The 22,726-nt window shown below is 35.7% G+C and carries 15 protein-coding genes; 3 read left to right on the top strand and 12 right to left on the bottom strand.

From position 1 onward, the window contains the following. Positions 1-23: 23 nt before the first annotated feature. From KFZ70_RS06545 to KFZ70_RS06530, 4 genes are read right to left on the bottom strand one after another with little or no spacing between them, the layout of a single operon-like run. Positions 24-1,136, bottom strand: a complete 1,113-nt coding sequence (locus tag KFZ70_RS06545; protein ID WP_139695894.1) for a Zn-dependent alcohol dehydrogenase — start codon at positions 1,134-1,136, stop codon at positions 24-26. Between the two features lie 10 nt (positions 1,137-1,146). Further along, a complete protein-coding gene (locus KFZ70_RS06540; protein WP_139695896.1) occupies positions 1,147-2,394 on the bottom strand; it encodes an NAD(P)/FAD-dependent oxidoreductase in 1,248 nt (415 codons plus the stop codon). A 7-nt stretch (positions 2,395-2,401) separates the two neighbouring features. Further along, positions 2,402-2,710, bottom strand: a complete 309-nt coding sequence (locus tag KFZ70_RS06535) for a 2Fe-2S iron-sulfur cluster-binding protein (protein ID WP_139695898.1) — start codon at positions 2,708-2,710, stop codon at positions 2,402-2,404. Between the two features lie 26 nt (positions 2,711-2,736). After that, complete coding sequence (locus tag KFZ70_RS06530) at positions 2,737-3,897, bottom strand: cytochrome P450 (RefSeq protein ID WP_139695901.1); 1,161 nt, start codon at positions 3,895-3,897, stop codon at positions 2,737-2,739. A gap of 127 nt (positions 3,898-4,024) precedes the next feature. On the opposite strand from KFZ70_RS06530, the gene KFZ70_RS06525 reads away from it, so the two are divergent. Beyond that, positions 4,025-4,888 (top strand): AraC family transcriptional regulator, encoded by an 864-nt coding sequence (locus KFZ70_RS06525; RefSeq protein ID WP_139695903.1) that lies wholly within the window; start codon positions 4,025-4,027, stop codon positions 4,886-4,888. Between the two features lie 29 nt (positions 4,889-4,917). On the opposite strand, the gene KFZ70_RS06520 is transcribed toward KFZ70_RS06525, so the two are convergent. From KFZ70_RS06520 to KFZ70_RS06505, 4 genes are all read right to left on the bottom strand, one after another. Beyond that, positions 4,918-5,466 (bottom strand): HNH endonuclease, encoded by a 549-nt coding sequence (locus tag KFZ70_RS06520; RefSeq protein WP_139696106.1) that lies wholly within the window; start codon positions 5,464-5,466, stop codon positions 4,918-4,920. 186 nt (positions 5,467-5,652) lie between these two features. After that, on the bottom strand, positions 5,653-7,206 hold the full coding sequence (nadB, locus tag KFZ70_RS06515; RefSeq protein WP_139695905.1) for an L-aspartate oxidase: 1,554 nt from the start codon (positions 7,204-7,206) through the stop codon (positions 5,653-5,655). A 4-nt stretch (positions 7,207-7,210) separates the two neighbouring features. Beyond that, positions 7,211-8,137: a quinolinate synthase NadA gene (nadA, locus tag KFZ70_RS06510; protein ID WP_139695908.1), complete on the bottom strand. Its 927-nt coding sequence runs from the start codon at positions 8,135-8,137 to the stop codon at positions 7,211-7,213. A 223-nt stretch (positions 8,138-8,360) separates the two neighbouring features. Beyond that, positions 8,361-10,169, bottom strand: a complete 1,809-nt coding sequence (locus KFZ70_RS06505) for a hypothetical protein (protein WP_139695910.1) — start codon at positions 10,167-10,169, stop codon at positions 8,361-8,363. 294 nt (positions 10,170-10,463) lie between these two features. On the opposite strand from KFZ70_RS06505, the gene KFZ70_RS06500 reads away from it, so the two are divergent. Beyond that, on the top strand, positions 10,464-13,055 hold the full coding sequence (locus KFZ70_RS06500; protein WP_139695912.1) for a phosphoenolpyruvate carboxylase: 2,592 nt from the start codon (positions 10,464-10,466) through the stop codon (positions 13,053-13,055). A 430-nt stretch (positions 13,056-13,485) separates the two neighbouring features. Here the strand turns inward: KFZ70_RS06500 and KFZ70_RS06495 are convergent, their stop codons facing one another. From KFZ70_RS06495 to KFZ70_RS06480, 4 genes are all read right to left on the bottom strand, one after another. Beyond that, positions 13,486-14,718 (bottom strand): ammonium transporter, encoded by a 1,233-nt coding sequence (locus tag KFZ70_RS06495; protein WP_139695913.1) that lies wholly within the window; start codon positions 14,716-14,718, stop codon positions 13,486-13,488. A gap of 27 nt (positions 14,719-14,745) precedes the next feature. After that, complete coding sequence (locus tag KFZ70_RS06490; RefSeq protein WP_139695915.1) at positions 14,746-15,084, bottom strand: P-II family nitrogen regulator; 339 nt, start codon at positions 15,082-15,084, stop codon at positions 14,746-14,748. 220 nt (positions 15,085-15,304) lie between these two features. Further along, positions 15,305-16,570, bottom strand: coding sequence for an ammonium transporter (locus tag KFZ70_RS06485; RefSeq protein WP_139695917.1), 1,266 nt, complete (start codon positions 16,568-16,570; stop codon positions 15,305-15,307). A 108-nt stretch (positions 16,571-16,678) separates the two neighbouring features. Next, a complete protein-coding gene (locus KFZ70_RS06480; protein ID WP_139695919.1) occupies positions 16,679-17,701 on the bottom strand; it encodes a porin in 1,023 nt (340 codons plus the stop codon). A gap of 506 nt (positions 17,702-18,207) precedes the next feature. Here KFZ70_RS06480 and gltB point away from each other — a divergent pair. Continuing rightward, the gene (gltB, locus tag KFZ70_RS06475) at positions 18,208-22,722 is read left to right on the top strand and encodes a glutamate synthase large subunit (RefSeq protein ID WP_233244020.1); all 4,515 of its coding nucleotides are present in this window, start codon (positions 18,208-18,210) and stop codon (positions 22,720-22,722) included. Positions 22,723-22,726: the final 4 nt, after the last annotated feature.

The raw sequence follows: 22,726 nt of genomic DNA, 5'->3' as shown, positions 1-22,726 counted from the left end.
TTATTGTTTAATTATTTTTTAATTTAAAAAGTAATGACTCCTTTTGCATTTCTGCCAGCTAACATATCCTCAAAGGCTTGTTGAAGGTTCTCCAACGGGTAGGTTCTAGTAATCATTTCGTCTAGCATTAAATCACCTTTATCATATAAAGAAACTAGTTTTGGAAAATCTATTTGTGGACGACATTTTCCATATAAGGGGTTGATATAAATCTTATCCCATTCAAACAAATTCATGTCAATAGTAATTTTTTCTTCAATACCACTCACCTGAACAGCAATTCCAGCATTTCTTACCATAGCTAAAGGGGCAGCTCCTAAGGCTGGAATAGCGGTACACTCAAAGGCAAAATCGGCACCTCTTCCATCGGTCATTTCCTTTACGTGTTTTGAAGCCTGCATTAAACCAATATCATTTTTATCGGCTAAAATAGTATGTGTGGCACCAAACTGTTTCGCCATTTTTAATCGCTCAGGATTAATATCTATGGCGATAATTTTAGAAGCTCCAGAAATTCTTGCGCCTTGAATCACATTTAAACCAACACCGCCTGTGCCTAAAATAACAGCGGAACTTCCTGCCGTTACTTTTGCCGTATTTACCGCCGAACCATAACCCGTCATCACACCACAGCTAATAATACTTGCTGAAGGCATAGGCATATCACTATCCAACTTTACGCAAGCCGAAGCTTTAACTAGAGCATATTCTGCAAGAGTTCCAATATTAAAAGAACGCTCAATGGGTTTATTGTTCCAAAGGGTACCTTCTAAATGGGCATGCCCTGGCGTGTAGCCATTGCCTCCTGCGGTAACAGGTGAATTGTTTTCACAAATATGCTGATTCCCTTCCTGGCACTGAAAACATTTCATACATGGTGTAGCCCAGTTTAAGATAACTTTATCACCAGATTTATAATCAGTAACTTCTGACCCTACTTGTTCTACTATTCCAGCTCCTTCATGACCCAACACAATAGGTTTTCCCCAATTTAAAGAATCATGATCTGTATGACACAGTCCGGCTGCTTTTATTTTTACTATAACCTCATCTGCTTTGGGTTGAGCAATAGTGACTGTATCTATTATAAATGTACCATCTCCTGTTGCAATGGCTGATTTTGATTGTATTGACATCGTTTGTTTTTTATTCAGCTAAAAAGCTATTAGGTTTGAATGGGATGGATATATCGGATATTTTCGATTTATCCAATTTCTGTCCAGACTTAATAAATTTAGTACCTAAAACATAGGCCTTTGCAAAATTTACGGCATCAACCGCTAATAATTCATCATCTTTGAAATACCATGCTGAAAAACTATTTTCAGCTTCTTCATCTCTAACAACTATGTTATTATAGCCAATTGACAGCCCTACCATTTGAAGTTTTACATCAAACTGGTCTGACCAAAACCAAGGAATAGCATCATAAATAACCGCTTCTCCACAAATGGCTTTAGCAGCGGTTTTTCCTTGATCTACAGCATTTTGAACGGATTCTAATCGAAGACAACAATTATAATGTGGGTTATAATGATAGGTACAATCGCCTATGGCGTAAATATTTTCGTCATTGGTTCTGGCCGTTTCGTCAACTTTGATGCCATTTTCAATAACTAAACCAGCCTCTTGAGCTAATTCAGTATTTACCTGAATACCTACCCCAACTACGATTAGATCAGCTTCAAATTGCGAGCCGTCATCACAGACAACCATATTACAACCGCCATTTGGTTCAATAGAAACAACATTTTTAGTTGTTAGAATTTCAACACCATTGTTTTGATGTAATTGTGTGAAAAACTGAGACATAACTGGAGCTGTAACTCTAGCTAAAATACGAGCTTCACGCTCTAAAACAACCACAGAGGCACCTAATTTTTTAAGCGAAGCAGCTGTTTCTAGACCAATGTAACCACCACCAATAACTACCACGCGTTTTTCTTTAGAGCCCTTAAAGGCCTTTCTAATGTTAATGGCATCTTCAGCGGTTCGCATCGGGAACAGGTTTTTAGCGGTTTCAATGCCTTTAATTGGTGGCATGAAAGGTCTTGCACCTGTGGCAATGATTAATTTATCATAAGATTGAATAGATCCATTGCTTAACAAAATTGATTGCTCTTCCCGATTAAAACGTTCAACCCCAACTCCCAGTTTTAGAGTAATATTATCGGTTGTATAATTCTCTTTTGGAAACAGTAAACTTTGATCTGTTTCGTCTTTACTGGTTAAATAGGCTTTTGATAATGGCGGACGATGATACGGGAATTCTGTATCTATATCATAAAGGATAATTTCGCCTTCCCAACCTTCTCTACGTAGGTTAAAAGCGAAATTTACGCCTGCGTGACTGGCACCAATAACAACACATACCTGACTCTTAGTTGTTGTCATGTCAAATTTAATTTGCAACCGTCAATTCAAGACCATCAAGCGCATCACTTACTTTTAACTGGCAAGACAATCGGCTGTATTCGCTAACGTTGTCATCAAACTCTAACATGTCACTCTCCAGTTCGTCTGGCTCACCTGTGATACCCCACTGTTCTGGGTTCACATGAACGTGACAGGTAGCACAAGAGCAAACACCGCCACAATCGCCATCAATACCCTTAATTTTGTTTTGTACTGCCAACTCCATTACAGTACCACTTGTGCCTTCTACGGTAGTAGCCTTTCCATCGCTAGTTATAAATGTGATTTTCGCCATTTTTATCTTTTTTTAGTGTTTATTTTTTAAAGTTTGTTGAATGTTACATGGAGGCTATCAAAACCTACTTTCCGTTTAAACTCATCAAGGTCTTCTATGTTTTCTTTAGCCTCTAAAATTTTCATAGAACCTACTTTTTCAGTTAGCGTGCTTAATAAAATTTTCATGATTTGACGCGCATGAGTAGCCCCTAAACAGTTGTGAGTCCCGAAACCAAATGCTACGTGCGGATTCACTTTTCGGTCTAAAATCACTTCATTAGCATTTTCAAAAACGCGCTCATCTCTATTGGCTGATGCCCAACACATAGAAATTCTACTTTGCGCTTTTATGGCATGCTCACAAACTTGAGTATCCTCTGTAGCTACACGTCCCATTTGAGTTAAGGGTGAAAAATAACGGATTAATTCTTCAATAGCCGTATTCATTATTTCGGGTTCATCACGTAAGCGTTGTAAAGATTCTGGATGATCCGCAAAATAAGCGATGGAATTAGTAACTGCATTAATTACAGTATCTCTACCACCTGCAAAGGTTAATACTAAAACACCTTTAACTTCTTCTTTTGTCATTTTTTTTCCGTTCACCTCTGAAGCTAGTAATACAGAATATAAATCATCACCCGGATTGGCAATCGCTTTGTCTATTTCGCGGTCTATATAATCATAAAGAATATTGGCTTTATCGGCATCTAAAGCGGTGTCTTCACTTCTAAACACATGGGTACCCCAAGAAATCCAACGTTCTGATTCTTCAAAAGGTATATTTAGTAAAAGGGTAAGTGCTCGTGATTGTAATTTTAAAGAGAACTCTTCAACAACCTCTAAGCTGCCTTTTTCTAAAGCTTCATTCACAACTTGGTTTATTATATCCGTTAATTTAGCTTGATAGTCTGACTCCAGCGGGCGTTTGAACCAAGGATTCAATAAATCTCTATAATCTTTATGTTCTGGCGGATCAACCTCAAAAGGTATTTGCCGTGTTTCTCTAATATGTACTTCAGAAGGCACCACAATACGTCCAACTTCTTCTCCACCAGATTGAAAGGTTTTCCAATTGTGGGCACATTTACGCACGTCTTTATGACCCAAAATCATGGTTACAGGATCGTTTTGATCATTCATTTCACCATACCCTTTTCCTTCTCGCGCCTGCTTAAATGGGTCTGTAAATTTAGATTTTTCCATAATAGCTTTATTTATTTCTTGCAAAAATGTTACATATACTTTTTTCATCACAGACGCATATTGTCAATTTTTTGAACTATATTTCCAAATAATATAATTTTACATTCAAAACAGAACATATACGACCATGAAAGCTATAAATGAACAGGTATTTTATCCATATCAACAGTCTTTTATAGCTACTCAATTTAAACAAGACTACTTTGATTCATCATGGCATTTTCATGTAGAATATGAGCTTACTTATATAAAATCTGGTTACGGTACCCGATTTGTTGGCGCAAGTGCCGAACTCTTTAAGGCTGGAGATTTAGTTTTAATTGGCTCTCAAGTGCCGCACTATTGGCGATGCGATAATGATTTTTATGACAGAAAAGGGCTGGTAGCCGAAAGTCATGTTGTTCAATTTAAAGATGATTTATTCTTTCAAAACGAACTTCCCGAAATGAAACATATTCATTTACTCTTAAAAAAAGCCTCAAGTGGTGTTCAATTTTTAAACAGTGAAAAATATGCAAAACAACTTACATCACTTTCCTCATTAACAGGCATGCCTAGATTGTTATCCTTTTATAAACTTATAGAAGAACTGAGTCATGATTCTTGTCAACGGTTGCTCTCTACCACACAGGTGTCTCAATTTTACCAAGCTAAAGATAGTATAACCTTTCAGAAAATTTTGAACTATATTTTTGATAATCTGCATCATGACATTTCACTATCTGAAATCGCTTCAAAAGTACATATGAGCAAATCTACATTCTGTAAATACTTTAAAAAGCGTACCAAAAAAACGTTTACTGAATACGTAAATAAGTTACGTATTGCTCATGCCTCTAAACTTTTATCAGAATCTGATTTAACAGTGTCACAAATATGTTTTGAATCAGGATTTAACAGCTTAAGTTATTTTAACAGGCAGTTTAAAAAGTATAAAACAATAAACCCAAAAGAATATGCGAGATTACATCGCATCTCATCAAGGGCATAAGTAATGAATAAGGCGCTAGTAAATGGCTTTTAATATTCAGTGACTGACCCCCAGTTTTCGCCAGTTTTTATACGATAGAGCTGCATTTCAGAAATACCAAACTGTCTGGCTATCATTTTTAAACGTGTTCTTCTGTTGGGATCATTAATCTTTCTTTTAATAAGTTTTACTTTGGTTTCCGTTAGTTTAGAATAGGTTCTTTTTCTAGGTGTATTCTTGTATTCTGGATTGCTAAACTGATGCACTTCTTTTTCACGTTTTGTAGCCCACTTTAAATTTGAAACCTTGTTATCAGTCTTATCATAATTGAGATGTACCACATAAACACCATCATTTTGTTCTAAGAAATGTTGAGCCACCAATTTATGAACATACCTGCTTGTTGATTTGCCATTGAGTTTTTGTTTGAGAGGAAGATTTTGATATCCATTAATGAATGATTCTTTTACCAAAAAAGGCTGGTCTCCTTTACAGTTAAGTATTCGTCCGTAGTTTGAAATTTTAAATTTCTCATTCGTCGCTATACCATCATCAAATTGAATGTCTTTCCACTTTTCATTCCAATAATTCCTAATCATAAAATTTGTCTTTTTCATTAATTTGTAAGCCTCCTATAACACAGCAAAATGTAAAAACGAAATTAATAAATTTTGATTTAGAAACGTGTAAGTTTATGACGCACAGACATGTAGTAAAAATATTCAAAAAAACTCTTGATGTTTTAAAACAAATTATTAGGACGGTTTGTGTTTCTTCTGGAAAACTTAATCAAGATTATCTATATTGTAATACCCTCCCTTATTTTCAGTTCTCTGTAGTGATTGTTTAACAATTAAATGCGCTACATTGAGCATATTACGTAATTCGCAAAGCGATGTACTAATCTTTGAGGTTTTATATAAAGCTTCAACCTCTTCATAAATAACATCTAAATGTTTCACCGCCAATTTAAGGCGCTTATGACTTCTAACAATACCCACATAATCCCTCATTATGGCCTGTACTTGTTTCAAGTTATGTTGAACTAGAATATGCTCTTTGGGTATTACTGTACCCTTATCATCCCAGTCTGGTATGATTACATTTGTTGATTGATTTGTACCTTCTAATGCGTATTTGTAAATATTATGAGCATATACCAATGCTTCTAATAATGAGTTTGATGCCAATCTATTAGCACCGTGCAAACCTGTTCTGGTACATTCACCACAAGCAAAGAGGTTTTTTATTGTAGTTTTTCCATTCTTATCTACTTCTATACCGCCACACAAATAATGAGACGCTGGCACTACAGGAATCCAATCGGTCTTTATGTCTATATGATACTCTAAACATTTTTCATAGATATTTGGAAAGTGTTTTATAAAGGCTTCCATATCTAAATGGGTACAATCTAAATAAACATGGGTATCTCCCGTTTTTTTTAACTCTGTATCAATACATTGTGATACAATATCACGGGATGCCAACTCAGCCCGATCGTCATAATCTGGCATAAATCTATGTCCGCTTTTATTTCTCAAATAGGCTCCAAACCCTCGTACAGCTTCAGAGATTAAGAATGCTGATCCTACACTAGAATCATATAAAGCGGTTGGATGGAACTGTACAAATTCCATATCTTTTATTTTAGCCTTCGCTCTATAAGCCATAGCAATACCATCACCTGTTGCCACTTTAGGATTGGTAGTATGACCATAAACACAACCAATGCCCCCTGAAGCCAAAAGTGTACTGTTTGCTCTTATGGTAAAAATTTCTTCTTCTTTTTGATTAAACACATAAGCCCCATAACAAACAAGCTCATTGGGGTTAGCACCTTCAATATGGTGGTTAGTGACTAAATCAATAGCGAAATGATGCGGTAATATGGTAATATTTTGTAATTCATGTGCTTTAGCTAATAAAGCGCGCTCAATTTCATAGCCCGTAATATCTTTATGATGAACTATTCTGTACTCTGAATGCCCCCCTTCCTTTCCTAAATCAAACTTACCAGCATCATTAATATCAAAATTGGCTCCCCAAAGCAATAGTTCTTTCAAACGATCTGGCCCTTCAGAAATCACCATTTTTACAACATCAGTGTCGCAGAGTCCATCTCCAGCCACTAAGGTATCATTAATGTGTTTTCTAAACGAATCTTCTTCTTTATTTAATACAACAGCCACACCTCCTTGGGCATATTTTGTATTAGATTCATCCTCACTGGCTTTAGTAACAATAACCACCTTCTTATCCGAGAATTTTTCGGCCAATTTAACTGCAAACGTGAGACCAGCAACACCAGAACCTATTACTAAATAATCTGTAGTCATTCTATTATTTTGACAACTCTAACATACGCTCTATAGGTAATAGCGCGCGATCAATTATAGCAGGGTCAACTTCAATTTGTGGTGATTCATTTTTTAAACAATCATAAAGTTTTTGCATGGTATTCATTTTCATAAAATGACACTCGCTGCAAGCACAAGTATTGTCTTCTTTTGCGGGTGCTGGCACCAACTCAGTATTTGGCATCTCTAATTGCATTTTATGTAAAATCCCTGCTTCAGTAGCCACAATAAATTTTTGATCCTGATGTTCTTTCACATAATTAATCATTCCTGATGTAGACCCAATATAGGTGGCCGTATTCAAAATATGTGTTTCAGATTCAGGATGTGCTATGATTTTATAATCTGGATACTTTTTATGCAGTGCAATTAATTTATCCATAGAAAACGCTTCATGTACCACACAGCTACCATCCCACAACAACATATCTCTACCAGTTTCATTGATAATATATCGCCCTAAATTCTTATCTGGCGCAAAAATAATAGGCGTATCTTTAGGAACCGACTCTACTATTTTTAAGGCATTTGATGAAGTACAAACAATGTCACTTAATGCTTTAATTTCGGCCGAGCAATTCACATAAGTAATCACCACATGATCTGGGTGTGCTTTGGTAAATGCTTCAAAGGCATCTGGCGGACAAGAATCTGCTAAGGAACACCCTGCATTGACATCAGGCAGTACAACCTTTTTTGATGGATTTAAAATTTTAGCCGTTTCGGCCATAAAATGCACCCCTGCAAACACAATAATATCCGCATCTGTTTCGGCTGCTTTTTGAGAAAGCCCTAAACTATCACCAACATAATCGGCTATATCTTGAATTTCCCCTATCTGATAATAATGCGCTAAAATAACGGCATTTTTCTCCTTTTTAAGACGCTGTATTTCTTTTACTAAATCCATCGCAAGTTTCTGTGAATTATTGCTAAAAAACAGGCAGCACAAATTGTGCCACCAATAAAGTTACAAATATCTTAATTAATACGCTTAAAGGAAGTCCTTTCTTTTAAAAAAAATGCAGGAATTAATTACCCGTAATCTTTTTATAAAATCTTTAAAGTTTTGTTAAGCAAACGTTGAAAAAATCAAAAAAACCAAAAAGCATTCAGCAGTAAATCACAGAAAACTAAGCCTTAACTGAAAGATTTTGAATCTCTAACTGTATCTGATCTAGTAATACTTCACTCTTTTTTAGTTCCTTTTGAACATTTACTTTAATATCTTCAAAACTATCTTTTACATTTTGAAATAAATATTGATAGTACTGAACGCCAGCTTTCATATTACTAGTAAATGTTTTTAAATACTTTTCTTCCTTTTGATTCATGAAAGTTTTAGTCTCTTCCAGTTTATTCTTTAAGTAGTCTGTATATATATGAAGTTCCTTTATAAATAAATTAGGCCGATCTGCTCTTGATACCATATTATCGCGACCATAAATATGATCTGTTATATTTTTAAGACTCATAATTTTTGAATAGTATGCCATATTTGGCCCTGGACATATAGACACCCCTTCGCCTTCAACTTTGGTATCTAAATTATACTTTAATAAGGCAGAAGTTCCTAGACCAACACAGGTACAAGACTTTTCGGTAATAGCATTGAAGGCTTTATTATAAGCTTCAGAAGTCAGGTTTTGTTCATCCAGTTCTTTTAACTTTAAATATTGATACTCGCGTGATGCCGTACAAATGCCTGTTTCTTTAAATTCTTTATTTAAGGCTACAAACTTTTTAGGGCAGGAACTCCCAGGGCGATTTTTATCAATTAATCGTTGTTTCTCAACATCTTTTGTATTTCCTTTTAAATTATTAAAAGGCACACCTAACGGAGAAATACCACTTAAATACAAATCCTTTTCTTTAGCTTCCGCCAACTCCCTCAAGGTCTTATCATCAACGGTTGTTGCTTCAGGAACAAGCAAAAACGGACTACCCCAACCTACAGAATCTAGCGCATAATGTTCTAGTAGAAAATTGTGTTCTTCCTCTGTTCCCACGCCACCCTGAGCGGTTATCTGAAAACTTAAATTTGTTGTTGGCAACGGTCTGTTTTGTTTTTCAAGCTCCTGAACAAGTACTTTATAAATAGCCTCTTGAAGCTCGCAACGCTTATCTTTAAATTCGGCTAAAACAGGCCCTAATAAATACCCATCTGTAGCAAAAGCATGCCCGCCACAATTAAGTCCTGATTCAATTCTATATTCTGACACCCAAAGGCCTTTTTTGGCAAGAAATTTTCCCTGAATTAATGCTGATCTGTAATCACTTACCTTTAAAATGATACGCTTATTAAAGTTACCTTGAGCATCTGGGAAAAAGTCATCAAATTGAGACATGTAACTGTACAATCTAGGATTCATCCCAGCCGATAAAACTACCGATGAATTCAATTTACTCTGTGCAAAACCACGTAGGGCAGCATGAGCATCATTGTACTCTACACTTAATTTTTCGTCTTTATTATAATTGTCCTTATCAACTTTAGTCATGATGTTAACGTCAATAGATCCCATCACTAAATTCTTAGAAGCCCAAGCCTTTATTTCAGAAAAATTAAACCCCCTTGATGTAAGCTTCGTAAATTCTGCTTTTAGCTGAGAATTATTGGGTAACATATTAATATATGCCAACAAATCATCACTGGTTTTAGAAGTTAATTCTTTTAAAGATTCGAATTTTTTTTCAGCTAAATCACTTATTAAATTAAGGTATGAGGTGATTCGCTTTGCTCTAAAATCTTCAATTTTATCGGTAATCTCCTGATAAGGAATCTCAAACTTCTCACTATACATTTTTCTTAATTTCTCTAGTAAAATATCGTCAACAAGAGAAATCACAGAATCCATACCGTACTGTGCCACTTTTAGAGGCGTATCAATAGTAAATCCAATCCCCATTACTGGAATATGAAACGAATGCGCTTTTTTCATAACTGTTTTATTAATCGACAAAGATAGAGCGACATAGAACACAAGAACATGACAAATATCATGCTCTGCATGCCTGGAATATTTATTTTCAGCACAACAAAACGTTTTTTTAAGCTATAAAATTTAATTTCTAAACAAATTCACATTAGAAAAAACCAAGCATCCTAAGCATTTATTTAATTATTCATAAATAGAATTCGCTTATCGGGAAAATTTGATAAAACTTTTAAAAGACTATGTGTTCTGTTAAAGCTTCACTATTTTTATGCTTCAATTTTAATAGATAAGGATACCATGTCAGTAGAGCCGAAATTAATTCGATTTAACCAAAATGTTTTGTCAAAATATCAGATATTCAACAGTATCTTTATGACATTACCTTTTGACGCTGTTACCAAAACGGGCGTATTATTACCATTATTTCATGAAACCTGTAAAAAAGGATTTGAGAAAGGCGACGACCCAACTACTATTGTAGAAACATTTTTTGAAAAATACCAAGCACGACGAAACAAACAAAGTCAAATAAACTTATTGTTTAGGTTTATTCAATATATAGAGCGCCAAGTGGTACTTTTTGATGCCATTGAAGATGCCGCTTTCCCTATTGTAAATAATATGGACGGCATTGGTACGTTAAGGCACTTAAAAGATTCGGCTAAATCTGAAGATAGCATGCAGGAACTTCAAAACTACCTTGAAGAATTTAAGGTAAGAATTGTACTTACAGCCCACCCAACACAATTTTATCCAGGGTCTGTTTTAGGTATTATAACTGAGTTGAAAACAGCCATTGAAGACAATGACCTAACCAAAATCAATAATTTATTTGGTCAATTAGGAAAAACACCATTTTTCAAGCACAAAAAACCTACACCATATGATGAAGCTAAAAGCCTTGTTTGGTATTTAGAAAATGTATTTTACCATACCTTTGGAGAAATATATAATTACATTCAAACCAATATTTATAATGATGGTAAAAAGCACAATGAAATTATAAACATTGGTTTCTGGCCAGGAGGAGACAGAGATGGCAATCCGTTTGTTAAACCTGAAACCACATTAAAAGTAGCCAAGAAACTTAAAAAATCAATTCTAAAAAAATACTACCAAGATCTAAAAGATTTAAGGCGCAAACTCACCTTTAGAGGGGTAGAAGAACGCGTTATTAAACTAGAAACTATTCTTTACAAAAACAGCATTGACCTTGATTACAAGAAAAGAATTAGTGCTAAAGAATTAAGAAAAGAACTACTAAGCATTAGAAATATAGTGGTTGAACAACACCAATCGCTCTATGTCAATGACCTTAACAAGTTAATAAACAGAGTACATTTATTTGATTACCGATTTGCCTCTTTAGACATTAGGCAGGATAGCCGAATTCACCACTCCGTGTTCACCACCTTGGTTGATTACTTAATTAGTAGAGGTAATTCTTGTTTCCCAAGTAATTACCACGACTTAAACGAAGACCAGCAAATTAAAATACTTGCCACTGCCAACGATACTATTGATGATTTGACTGTTTTTGAAGATGAGATGGTTAGAAATACGCTAGAAACCATGAGCGTCATCAAAGAAATTCAAGCCATGAATGGGGAGCGTGGTGCTAACCGCTATATTATAAGCAATAACCAAACGGCATTAAACGTGATGCAGCTATTTGCTATGCTAAAAATGGTTGCTTTCCAAGATGAATTAACGGTTGACATAGGCCCTCTTTTTGAGACCATTCCTGATTTAGAACATGCTCCAGACGTAATGGAACAACTTTACCAAAATCCAGAATACATGGCTCATTTAAGATTAAGAGGTAGCAAACAAACCATTATGTTAGGTTTCTCTGACGGTACCAAAGATGGGGGGTATTTAATGGCCAATTGGGGAATTTACAAAGCCAAAGAACTACTCACTGAAATATCTAGAAAATATGATGTTACCGCGATATTCTTTGACGGTCGTGGCGGACCACCAGCACGTGGCGGCGGAAAAACACATAACTTCTACTCCTCTCTAGGCCCTACTATTGAAGATAAAGAAGTACAATTAACCATTCAAGGACAAACGGTTAGTTCTAATTTTGGAACCCTAGATTCCTCACAGTACAACCTAGAACAACTTATAAGTTCTGGTATTAAAAACCGTATAGACACCGATAAAAATAGACTTTCTGATGAAGACCGTGAGGTAATGACTGATTTGGCCGAAACGAGTTATGAGGCTTATAAAAACTTTAAAGCCCACCCCATGTTTATTCCTTATTTAGAACGTATGAGTACTTTAAAGTACTATGCCAAAACGAATATTGGTAGTAGACCTTCAAAACGAGGCACTTCAGACAAACTCGTGTTTTCAGATTTAAGAGCCATTCCATTTGTAGGATCATGGAGCCAATTAAAACAGAATGTACCAGGTTTCTTTGGTGTAGGAACCGCATTAAAACAATATGAAAATCGTGGTGAATTTGATAAAGTAGAACAACTTTACAAAAACTCTAAATTCTTTAAAACATTATTAGAGAACAGTATGATGTCCTTAACCAAATCATTCTTTGATTTAACAAAGTACATGGCAAAAGACGAAGAGTTTGGTGAGTTCTGGAAAATTATTTTTACCGAATATGAAACCACAAAACGATTACTTTTAAAGCTAACTGGTTATACCGAACTCATGGAAAATGAGCCAACGGGAAAAGCCTCAATTCAAGTAAGAGAATCAATTGTTTTACCATTATTAACCATTCAACAATTTGCACTTAAAAAGGTTCAAGAACTGCAAAAAGCGGGTGTTCCTGATGATGACGAAGAAAAGAAAATCTTTGAAAAGATTGTAACCAGATCGTTATTTGGTAATATTAATGCGAGCAGAAACTCTGCTTAGATTATACATTAACACTCTTAATATTAAAAAGCCCTTCATTCTTGAGGGCTTTTTTGTTTTTAACACCTAAAGATAAAGTAACCACGAAATGGTTAAAATCCATTGCTCATTTCATATTACAATCCTCTGCAATAAATTTATTTTGTTGCTTTAATATGATACTACTTTAGTTCTTTAATAACACATAACTCCCAAAAAATCATTAACCTACGTTTCCATAAAAAAGTCAAACAAAAACTTCAAGTACTGTTGAGAATTCTTAAAATTTGTGCTTTCTAACTAGGTCTCGGAACCGCTCGACTTGAAATAATCATTTAAATTTCAAAAATCAAAAATATAATAAGGTACTAATGAGAAGCAACCGTTGGTTAAAAACAAAAAAATGCCTCGCTTTTGCGAGGCATTTTCAAAAATATATAGTACCTAAAAATTAGTGTTCATTCAAACGAAAGTCAGGGTAAGCATCCATACCATGCTCATGCGCATCTAAACCTTCTAATTCTTCTCTTTCTGACACTCTGATTCCTACGGTTTTCTTTAGAGTAAAAATAATTAAGAATGAAGTTACCAAACAAAACCCTGCGTAACATAACACCCCTATTAATTGTGTTACAAAGCTATGCTCTGGATTAGTTGAAAATATACCAACTGCCAACGTTCCCCAAATACCACATACCAAGTGTACCGCAATGGCTCCAACAGGATCGTCTAAACGAATAGCATCCACACAACTAACAGCAAATACAATTAAAGCACCTGCAATAGCACCAATAATAATAGCACTTTCTGGCGTCATCACGTCGGCACCAGCAGTAATACCTACTAAACCACCTAAAATACCATTTAAAAACATAGTTAAATCTAAGTTTTTATACTTTAAGAACGACACAAAAGCGGCAACAACACCACCTGCTGCAGCTGCCAAGCAAGTAGTAACAAGAGTTAATGAAGTTAATTCTGGATCAGCAGAAAGCACTGAACCTCCATTAAAACCAAACCAGCCTAACCAAAGAATTAAAACACCTGCCGTAGCTAATGGAATACTGTGACCAGGAATAGCTTGTGGCTTACCTTCTTTATCGAATTTTCCAATTCTAGAACCTAAAAGGTAAACAGCTACTAGAGCAGCCCATCCACCAACTGAGTGCACTAATGTAGACCCTGCAAAATCATAGAATCCCATTTGATCTAAAAATCCACCACCCCATTTCCATGAACCGGCAATAGGATAAACAACACCTACGTATATAACCGTAAAAATCATGAATGGTCCTATTTTGATGCGTTCAGCAACCGCACCAGACACTATAGTAGCGGCCGTTGCAGCAAACATACCTTGAAATAAAAAGTCAGTCCACCAAGTATAACCACCATCAGCATATTCCGGGGTCATACCATTTTCTGGCGCCGCAATACCAAAGCCTGCAAAATCAAGAATTCCAGAAGACCCTTCTGCAAAACCTGGGTACATTAAATTAAACCCAGCAATGTAGTACAGTAATAGACCTACCGTAATTATGAATATATTTTTAAATAATATGTTTATTGTGTTCTTTTGTCTTGTTAGTCCAATTTCTAAAAATGCGAAACCTGTATGCATAAAAAATACAAGTGCTGTACAAATCATCATCCATACATTATTCGCTGTAAATAATCCTTCCATTATAATTAAGTTGTATTTATTTTAAATTTATTTTAGTGTATCACCACCTTTTTCTCCTGTTCGTATTCTGTAACACTCGGTAATATCCGATACAAATATTTTACCATCACCAACTTCGCCTGTGGCCGCTGAATTTAAAAGAGCTTGAATAGTTACCTCTTCAAAATCATCATTAACAACGATAGATAAATACCTACGCTGAATATCACTTGTACTATAAGACACGCCTCTGTATACGTGCCCTTCTTTTTCGTTTCCTAAACCAGTAACATCCCAGTAAGAAAAGAAATTTACACCAACCTCATGAAGCGCTTCTTTCACTACACGATATTTGGATTTTCTAATAATTGCTTCAATTTTTTTCATAATGTCTTTCAGTATTAATCGTTAGATTTCAAAAATATAAAAATATTTAACTTTTAGTGCAGCTTCCTATTTAGCATAGAATAAGACAAGTGGTGCCTTAAAAAATTATAACAAAAGGATGCCTAATAAAGTTTAGGCATCCTTTGTAGTTATTACACTATATAAACTAAACATTTAAAGTTACTAACACTTTGAAATCTTTATGTTTTTTTTCGAAAAATTAATCTTCAATTTCTCTTTGTCTCTTACCAGGGTAAGCTAATGCGCCGTGCTCAGAAAGATCTAATCCTTCTATTTCTTCTTTTTCAGTTACTCTTAAACCTAATGTTTTCTTTAGCACATAAAAGAAAATAAACGAAGTTACCAATGCCCATACAGCATATGCCAAAGCTCCAATTAATTGGGTTATAAACTGCGCTGATCCACCACCGTTTAATAGTCCAATACCAGTGTCTCCGTCAACACCCCAAAGACCTATTACAATCGTTCCCCAAAAACCAGCTATTCCATGTACAGAAAATGCTCCAACAGCATCATCAATCTTTAACTTTTGCTCTACAAACTCCATAGAGAACACTACGATAAGACCTGCTATAAAACCAGCTATGATGGCACCACCTTCTGTCATATTTCCACAACCGGCAGTTATACCTACTAAACCAGCCAAAGCTCCATTTAAGGTCATATCTAGATTTGGCTTTTTATATTTGAACCATGATAAGAAAAGAGCACCAACAGCACCGGCAGAAGCAGCAAGGTTAGTTACTAAAACTACCATAGAGGCACCTACAGCATCATCACCACCCCAAGCTAATTGAGAACCACCGTTAAATCCGAACCATCCGAACCATAAGATGAATACCCCTAGGGTAGCTAATAATTTGTTATGACCTGGAATATTAACCGCTTTACCATCCATATACTTACCAAGTCTAGGACCTACTAAAGCAGCACCCACTAGGGCAGCCCATCCACCTACAGCATGTACAATTGAAGAACCAGCAAAATCTATGAAGCCCATTTGAGCCAACCATCCATCGCCATTCCATTGCCATCCACCAGCAATTGGATAGATAACCGCTGTCATAATCAAAGAGAAAATAATATATGTAGTATATTTTGTTCTACCCGCTATAGCTCCAGATACAATAGTTGCAGCTGTAGCACAGAATACCGTTTGGAAAAACAAATCGGCAGGACCTTGATTATACATAAGACCACTCCAACCAATCCATCCGTTGGTATCTCCATACATAAGTGAATACCCAATAAACCAGAACACTAATGATCCTACTGCAATATCAAGTACATTTTTCATAGCAATGTTTACCACGTTTTTTGAACGTGTAAAACCAGACTCAACTAATGTAAATCCTGCTTGCATTAAGAATACTAAGATACCTGAAATAAGCATCCACAACATTCCCATATCGCCTTCAATGGCGGCGGTGTCTTGCATTATAAGTGGCATGTTTAATAATGACATAATAAATAATTTTTAGGGTTAGTTAATTGAAGAAAAGACGAGCCTTCTAAATTGATTAGAGAACTCGTCTTTATTCTCCTTATATTAAATTTTGTATTGCTTCAAAGCTTAGAATGCGTAGATTGCAGCTAAAACAAATGAACCTAAGCTTTTTGATGGCATCTTGTCATTATCCAAGAAAGCATCATCAGAAGTACTATCTAATCTAAGTTCTGGTTTGATAGTTAAGTTTTCAATTTCGAAGCTACCTGTTAAAGTTGCTGCAAAAACACTTGAATCTTCTACTCCAGTTCCAATTGCACCAAAGTCTTTCTCTTCTTGGAAATATTCAGCTCTCAAACCAAGAGTAAAAGTATCAGTTATACCAACTTGAGGATATAAAGCCCCTCCATAGAATCCACCCGCATCATCTTCAAGAGACAAATACGCTGCGTTGATTCCTAAATAAAACGATTCTGTAATATCGAACCCTCCTGTGAAGTCAATTTCAGTAAAAGAAGGGTCTAGTAAAAAGTTTAAGTATTGACCTGCATACCCCAATTGAGCACCAAAAGCGTAATCACCTGTTGGATTGAACTCAGTTAAATCAGTATCATTCATTACACCTACCATTAAACTCAAATCATCAGTTAAAGCGATATCAGCCTTTAAACCAGTATGAGAAAAAGGTCCGTAAGAAAATAAATAAGAAGTACTGTAGTTAAAGTTACCCGTTGGAGAAATAACCTCATACCCTAAGAACGTATTGAAATTACCCATGGTTAAAGTGATTGACTCACTAACATTCCAGTAAGCGTATAATTGGTTTACAATATTACCAGTAGCTGAATACATTGGAGAAGCAAAAATCGCATCTGTACCTCTTGGTCCAAATACAAGATCAGCCACAAAACCAACTTTCTCACCTTCGTAACTAGCAATAACATTTGCCATACCTAATGCAAAACCTGGCAGGTTAGCAAAAGAAGATCCCGGAGCAGTCCAGTTTTCTGCATCATTTGGACCATTAAAGTTAGTTCTATAATAAGCATCAATAGAACCGCTGATTGTGAATTTCTTTTCTGACGCTTCTTCCTGTGCAAATAAAGCCGTTGCTACAAAAAGCATTGAAAGTGTAAGTAATTTTTTCATAATTGTTTTCTTTTAGTTAATTATTAAATAGATCGTGTAATTTGTTTTAGTTTTTGGTTGTTTTAAATGATCTATTTTTCCTTAAGAACGAGCCAAACTTATGTTAAAAAGTTTTAACCCCCATAAAAAATAGGGGTAATTGTTTAACTTTTATCATTTTTCCAATTTTACCCCTATTTTTTTAAGGGTATTATCAAGATTGTTAGATTTTTTGATTTTTCAACAACTTAATTATTTGAATAATTGTCAGTATTTTCATTGTTTTACTGATATAATTTTCATTAAACAATAAAAACCTTAGCAGAAATTCACATTTCATCATTTTACACCCTATATTATATACTTTGAATATTTATTAAAAAATGCGTTTAATATTGATATATCATTATTATTATTAGAAGTTCAGTCCTAAAATCGAAATAATGAATTAGCACCTATTGTAATTCAAAAACTAGCACGTATCTTAGCGCTTCAACTCGAGTTTTTAAACCAATTATTTGTTGATTATGTTGAAGAAACAAGGACTTTATTACCCAGAATTTGAGCACGAAAATTGCGGCGCTGGTTTTATTTGTAATCTTAAAGGAGAGAAAACAAATCAAATCATACATGATGCCTTAGAAATTCTGGTAAAATTAGAACACCGCGGAGGTGTCAGTGCTGATGGGAAAACTGGTGATGGGGCTGGTTTATTGATTGATATCCCTCATGATTATTTTAAACGTGTTTGTGAGTTCTCTTTACCTGAACCACGAGAGTATGCGGTTGGGATGGTGTTTCTTCCAAAAGTAAAGAACCAATATAATTTTTGTAAATCAACCTTTGAAAACGAAGTTAAAGCACAAGGTCTTTCTATTTTAGGTTGGAGAGAAGTACCTGTTGATTCGACACAGTTAGGCCAAATAGCCTTAGCTTCAGAACCTAATATTGAGCAACTTTTTATTGGCAAAACCGAAGCAATTGATGACGCTACTTTTAAAGCTAAATTATATGCTGCTAGAAAAATTACTGAACATACTATAAGAGAATCAAAAATCTCTGAGAGTCATTATTTTTACGTACCCAGCTTATCAAATACAACCATTATCTACAAAGGTATTATCATGCCAGAAGATATTGGTCCATATTACACCGATTTACAACAAATTGATTTGGTAACACGTTTAGCACTTGTACACCAACGCTTTTCAACCAACACCATGCCAACTTGGGAATTGGCGCAACCGTTCCGCTTTATGTGTCAGAATGGTGAAATCAACACCCTAAGAGGTAATGTGAGTAGAATGCGCGTACGTGAGGAAATTATGAAAAGTGATGTGTTTGGTCCGCAAATAGACAAACTTTTCCCTATTATTCTGCCTGGAAAATCAGATTCTGCTTCTATGGATATGGTGGTTGAATTGTTAACGCATACTGATAGATCATTACCCGAAATCATGATGATGATGATTCCTGAGGCATGGGAAAAACACAAAACCATGAGTACCGATAAAAAGGCCTTTTATGAATACAATGGTTGTATTATGGAGCCTTGGGATGGCCCTGCTTCAGTACCGTTTACAGATGGAGACTATATTGGTGCTTTATTAGATAGAAACGGGTTAAGACCTTCAAGATATACCGTTACTAAAAGTGGTAAATTAATTATGTCTTCTGAAATTGGAGTGGTTGATGTTGCTCCTGAAGATGTTTTAGAACATGGTAGATTAGAGCCTGGTAAAATGTTCTTGGTGGATATGAACGAAGGTCGCATCATTGAAGACGAAGAGATTAAAACCAAAATAGTTTCTGAAAGACCATACAAAAAATGGTTAGATAAAACGCGCTTACATTTAAGAGACGTACCCTACACCAATGAAACCTGCCCAATTGAAACGATTGACATAAAAACACGGCAGCGTTTATTCAATTACACCTTTGAAGATATTCAAGAGGTAATTACTCCTATGGCGGTAAACGGAAAAGAAGCTTTAGGCTCTATGGGTATTGATACCCCACTTGCCGTTTTATCAGATAGACCTCAACTCATTTCAAACTATTTCAAACAATTATTTGCACAGGTAACCAATCCGCCATTAGATGGAATTCGTGAAGAAATTGTAACCGACATTAGTTTAAATCTTGGTAAAGACCGTAATATTTTCAGTATTACTGAAAGACAGTGTAGAAAACTAAGAATTCAAAATCCGGTAATTTCAAACGCCGATTTAGAAAAAATTAGAACCATAAAAATTGAAAGCTTCAAAGCTGAAACCATTCAAATGCTATACCCTAAAGCTCAAGGACTCAACGGTCTTGAAGATGCTTTAGAAGATATTATTTTACAAGTTGAAAAAGCGCTAGAAAGAAAAACAAATATCATTATTCTTTCTGATAGAGGTGTTAACCAAGAGTTTGCCCCTATTCCAGCTCTATTAGCTTGCTCCTATGTAAACCACCAGTTAAACCGCTTACGTAAACGTTCTTATTTTGATATCATTATTGAATCTGCAGAACCTCGTGAGCCGCATCATTTTGCTACTTTATTTGGTTATGGCGCTAGTGCCATAAACCCATATATGGTGAATGAAATAATCAGAATGCAAGTAAAAGAAGGCTTCATTACTGGTATGGATGAAGAAAAAGCAGTTGAAAATTTCAACAAAGCAATTGGAAAAGGTATCTTAAAAATTATGAACAAAATTGGAATCTCTACCTTACACTCGTATAGGGGTTCTCAAATTTTTGAAATTGTTGGTTTTAACTCACAATTTGTTGAAAAATACTTCCCTTACACAGCATCAAGAGTAGAAGGCATCGGTTTATATGAAATTGAAAAAGAAATTAATGAGCGTTATAAACAAGCCTATCCAGATAATAGAATAGACCGAAAGCTAGGATTAAACATAGGAGGGGATTACCGTTGGAGACGTAACGGTGAGCGCCATTTATTCAACCCAACTACCGTTGCTAAATTACAACAAGCGGTAAGATTGAGTGATCAGGCTAGTTATGATGTGTATTCAAAAGCCATTAACGAGCAGTCTGAAAACTTAATGACCATTCGTGGTTTATTTGAGTTTGATAATTTAGACCCTATTCCTTTAGATGAAGTAGAACCATGGACTGACATTGTGAAACGCTTTAAAACGGGCGCCATGTCTTACGGGTCTATTTCTCGTGAAGCCCATGAAAACTTAGCCATTGCCATGAACCGTATAGGTGGTAAATCTAATTCGGGTGAAGGAGGAGAAGACCGTCGTCGTTTTCAAAAAGATGTAAATGGTGACAGTAGAAACTCTGCTATTAAGCAAGTGGCTTCTGGCCGATTTGGAGTAACATCGCATTACTTAACCAATGCCAAAGAAATCCAAATTAAAATGGCTCAAGGTGCTAAACCTGGTGAAGGTGGTCAGCTGCCTGGAGAAAAAGTATTACCATGGATTGCCAATGCGCGTAACTCAACACCTTTTGTAGGGTTAATTTCACCACCACCCCATCATGATATTTATTCTATTGAAGATTTAGCACAACTTATTTTCGATTTAAAAAATGCTAATAGAGATGCTAGAATTAACGTGAAATTAGTATCTGAAGTTGGGGTAGGAACTATTGCTGCTGGTGTGGCCAAAGCTAAAGCCGATGTGGTTCTTATTTCAGGATATGACGGTGGAACAGGAGCCTCTCCACTTACCTCTTTAAAACATGCTGGTTTACCTTGGGAACTTGGTCTATCAGAAGCGCAACAAACTTTGGTTCTTAATAACTTACGTAGTCGTATTGTTGTAGAATGTGACGGGCAGTTAAAAACAGGTCGTGACGTAGCCATAGCAGCCTTGCTAGGAGCAGAAGAATTTGGTTTTGCTACAGCACCGCTTGTAGCTTCAGGATGTATTATGATGCGTAAATGTCATTTAAACACATGTCCAGTGGGTATTGCCACTCAAGACAAAGAGCTACGCAAGAACTTTAAAGGCACCCCAGAACACGTTATTAATTTCTTCTACTACATTGCAGAGGAATTAAGAGGTATTATGGCACAACTAGGATTTAGAACGGTAGCTGAAATGGTAGGGCAAACGCATAAAATTAATGCGAATAAAGCCATTAAACACTACAAAGCCAGAGGTCTTGATTTGTCAAGTATACTTCACAGACCAACGGCGTATAGCCAATTGACGGTAAGAAATACAGAAGCTCAAGATCACAATCTTGAGAACGTATTAGACTTTACCATACTTAAAGATTCTCACCGAGCGCTTTATAGAAAAGAAAAAATGAACTTGGCATACCCTATCAAAAATATTGATAGAACAGTGGGTGCAATAGTGAGTAATGAGATATCAAAAATATATGGTCATCAAGGCTTACCTGAAGACACCTTAAATATTAATTTCACCGGATCTGCGGGTCAGAGTTTTGGGGCTTTCGGAGCTCACGGATTAACATTTACAGTTGAAGGTAACACCAACGATTATCTAGGCAAAGGCTTATCTGGCGCCAAATTAATCGTTAAAAAACCAGCATCTGCAGATTTTATTGCTGAAGAAAATATCATTGTTGGTAACGTGTGTTTGTTTGGAGCCGTTCAAGGTGAGGCTTATATTAATGGTATTGCAGGGGAACGTTTTGCAGTAAGAAACTCAGGAGCTTCTGCCGTTGTTGAAGGGGTTGGAGATCACTGCTGTGAGTATATGACCGGAGGTAGAGTTATTGTTTTAGGTAACACCGGAAGAAACTTCGCTGCCGGAATGAGTGGTGGTATTGCTTATGTTTTTGATCCTGAAAATAAATTTGTAAACGGTCTGTGTAATACAGAAACTATAGAGTTTGAAGATATTAGCACTGAGGATGCTGCCGAGTTAAAAGCATCAATAGAAAAACACGCATTATATACAAATAGTAACAGAGCTAAAGAATTATTGGCCAATTGGGACACGAGTTTAGCAAACTTTGTAAAAGTAATGCCTATAGAATATAAGAAAGCTCTTGAGCGTTTAGCAAAAGGAGAAGTAATGGTTGAAGAATTAGAAATAGTATAGTGTT

This window comes from Allotamlana fucoidanivorans, from assembly GCF_045788535.1.
In the GTDB taxonomy this organism is placed as follows: Bacteria; Bacteroidota; Bacteroidia; order Flavobacteriales; family Flavobacteriaceae; genus Allotamlana; species Allotamlana fucoidanivorans.
Note: the sequence above shows the minus strand (reverse complement) of the source record. Positions and strands in the feature narration are given on the sequence as shown.

Coding starts and splice junctions, on each gene's coding strand:
- KFZ70_RS06545 (WP_139695894.1), bottom strand. CDS start 1,136: ATGTCAATACAATCAAAATCAGCCATTGCAACAGGAGATGGTACATTT.
- KFZ70_RS06540 (WP_139695896.1), bottom strand. CDS start 2,394: ATGACAACAACTAAGAGTCAGGTATGTGTTGTTATTGGTGCCAGTCAC.
- KFZ70_RS06535 (WP_139695898.1), bottom strand. CDS start 2,710: ATGGCGAAAATCACATTTATAACTAGCGATGGAAAGGCTACTACCGTA.
- KFZ70_RS06530 (WP_139695901.1), bottom strand. CDS start 3,897: ATGGAAAAATCTAAATTTACAGACCCATTTAAGCAGGCGCGAGAAGGA.
- KFZ70_RS06525 (WP_139695903.1), top strand. CDS start 4,025: ATGAAAGCTATAAATGAACAGGTATTTTATCCATATCAACAGTCTTTT.
- KFZ70_RS06520 (WP_139696106.1), bottom strand. CDS start 5,466: ATGATTAGGAATTATTGGAATGAAAAGTGGAAAGACATTCAATTTGAT.
- nadB (WP_139695905.1), bottom strand. CDS start 7,206: ATGACTACAGATTATTTAGTAATAGGTTCTGGTGTTGCTGGTCTCACG.
- nadA (WP_139695908.1), bottom strand. CDS start 8,137: ATGGATTTAGTAAAAGAAATACAGCGTCTTAAAAAGGAGAAAAATGCC.
- KFZ70_RS06505 (WP_139695910.1), bottom strand. CDS start 10,169: ATGAAAAAAGCGCATTCGTTTCATATTCCAGTAATGGGGATTGGATTT.
- KFZ70_RS06500 (WP_139695912.1), top strand. CDS start 10,464: ATGTCAGTAGAGCCGAAATTAATTCGATTTAACCAAAATGTTTTGTCA.
- KFZ70_RS06495 (WP_139695913.1), bottom strand. CDS start 14,718: ATGGAAGGATTATTTACAGCGAATAATGTATGGATGATGATTTGTACA.
- KFZ70_RS06490 (WP_139695915.1), bottom strand. CDS start 15,084: ATGAAAAAAATTGAAGCAATTATTAGAAAATCCAAATATCGTGTAGTG.
- KFZ70_RS06485 (WP_139695917.1), bottom strand. CDS start 16,570: ATGTCATTATTAAACATGCCACTTATAATGCAAGACACCGCCGCCATT.
- KFZ70_RS06480 (WP_139695919.1), bottom strand. CDS start 17,701: ATGAAAAAATTACTTACACTTTCAATGCTTTTTGTAGCAACGGCTTTA.
- gltB (WP_233244020.1), top strand. CDS start 18,208: ATGTTGAAGAAACAAGGACTTTATTACCCAGAATTTGAGCACGAAAAT.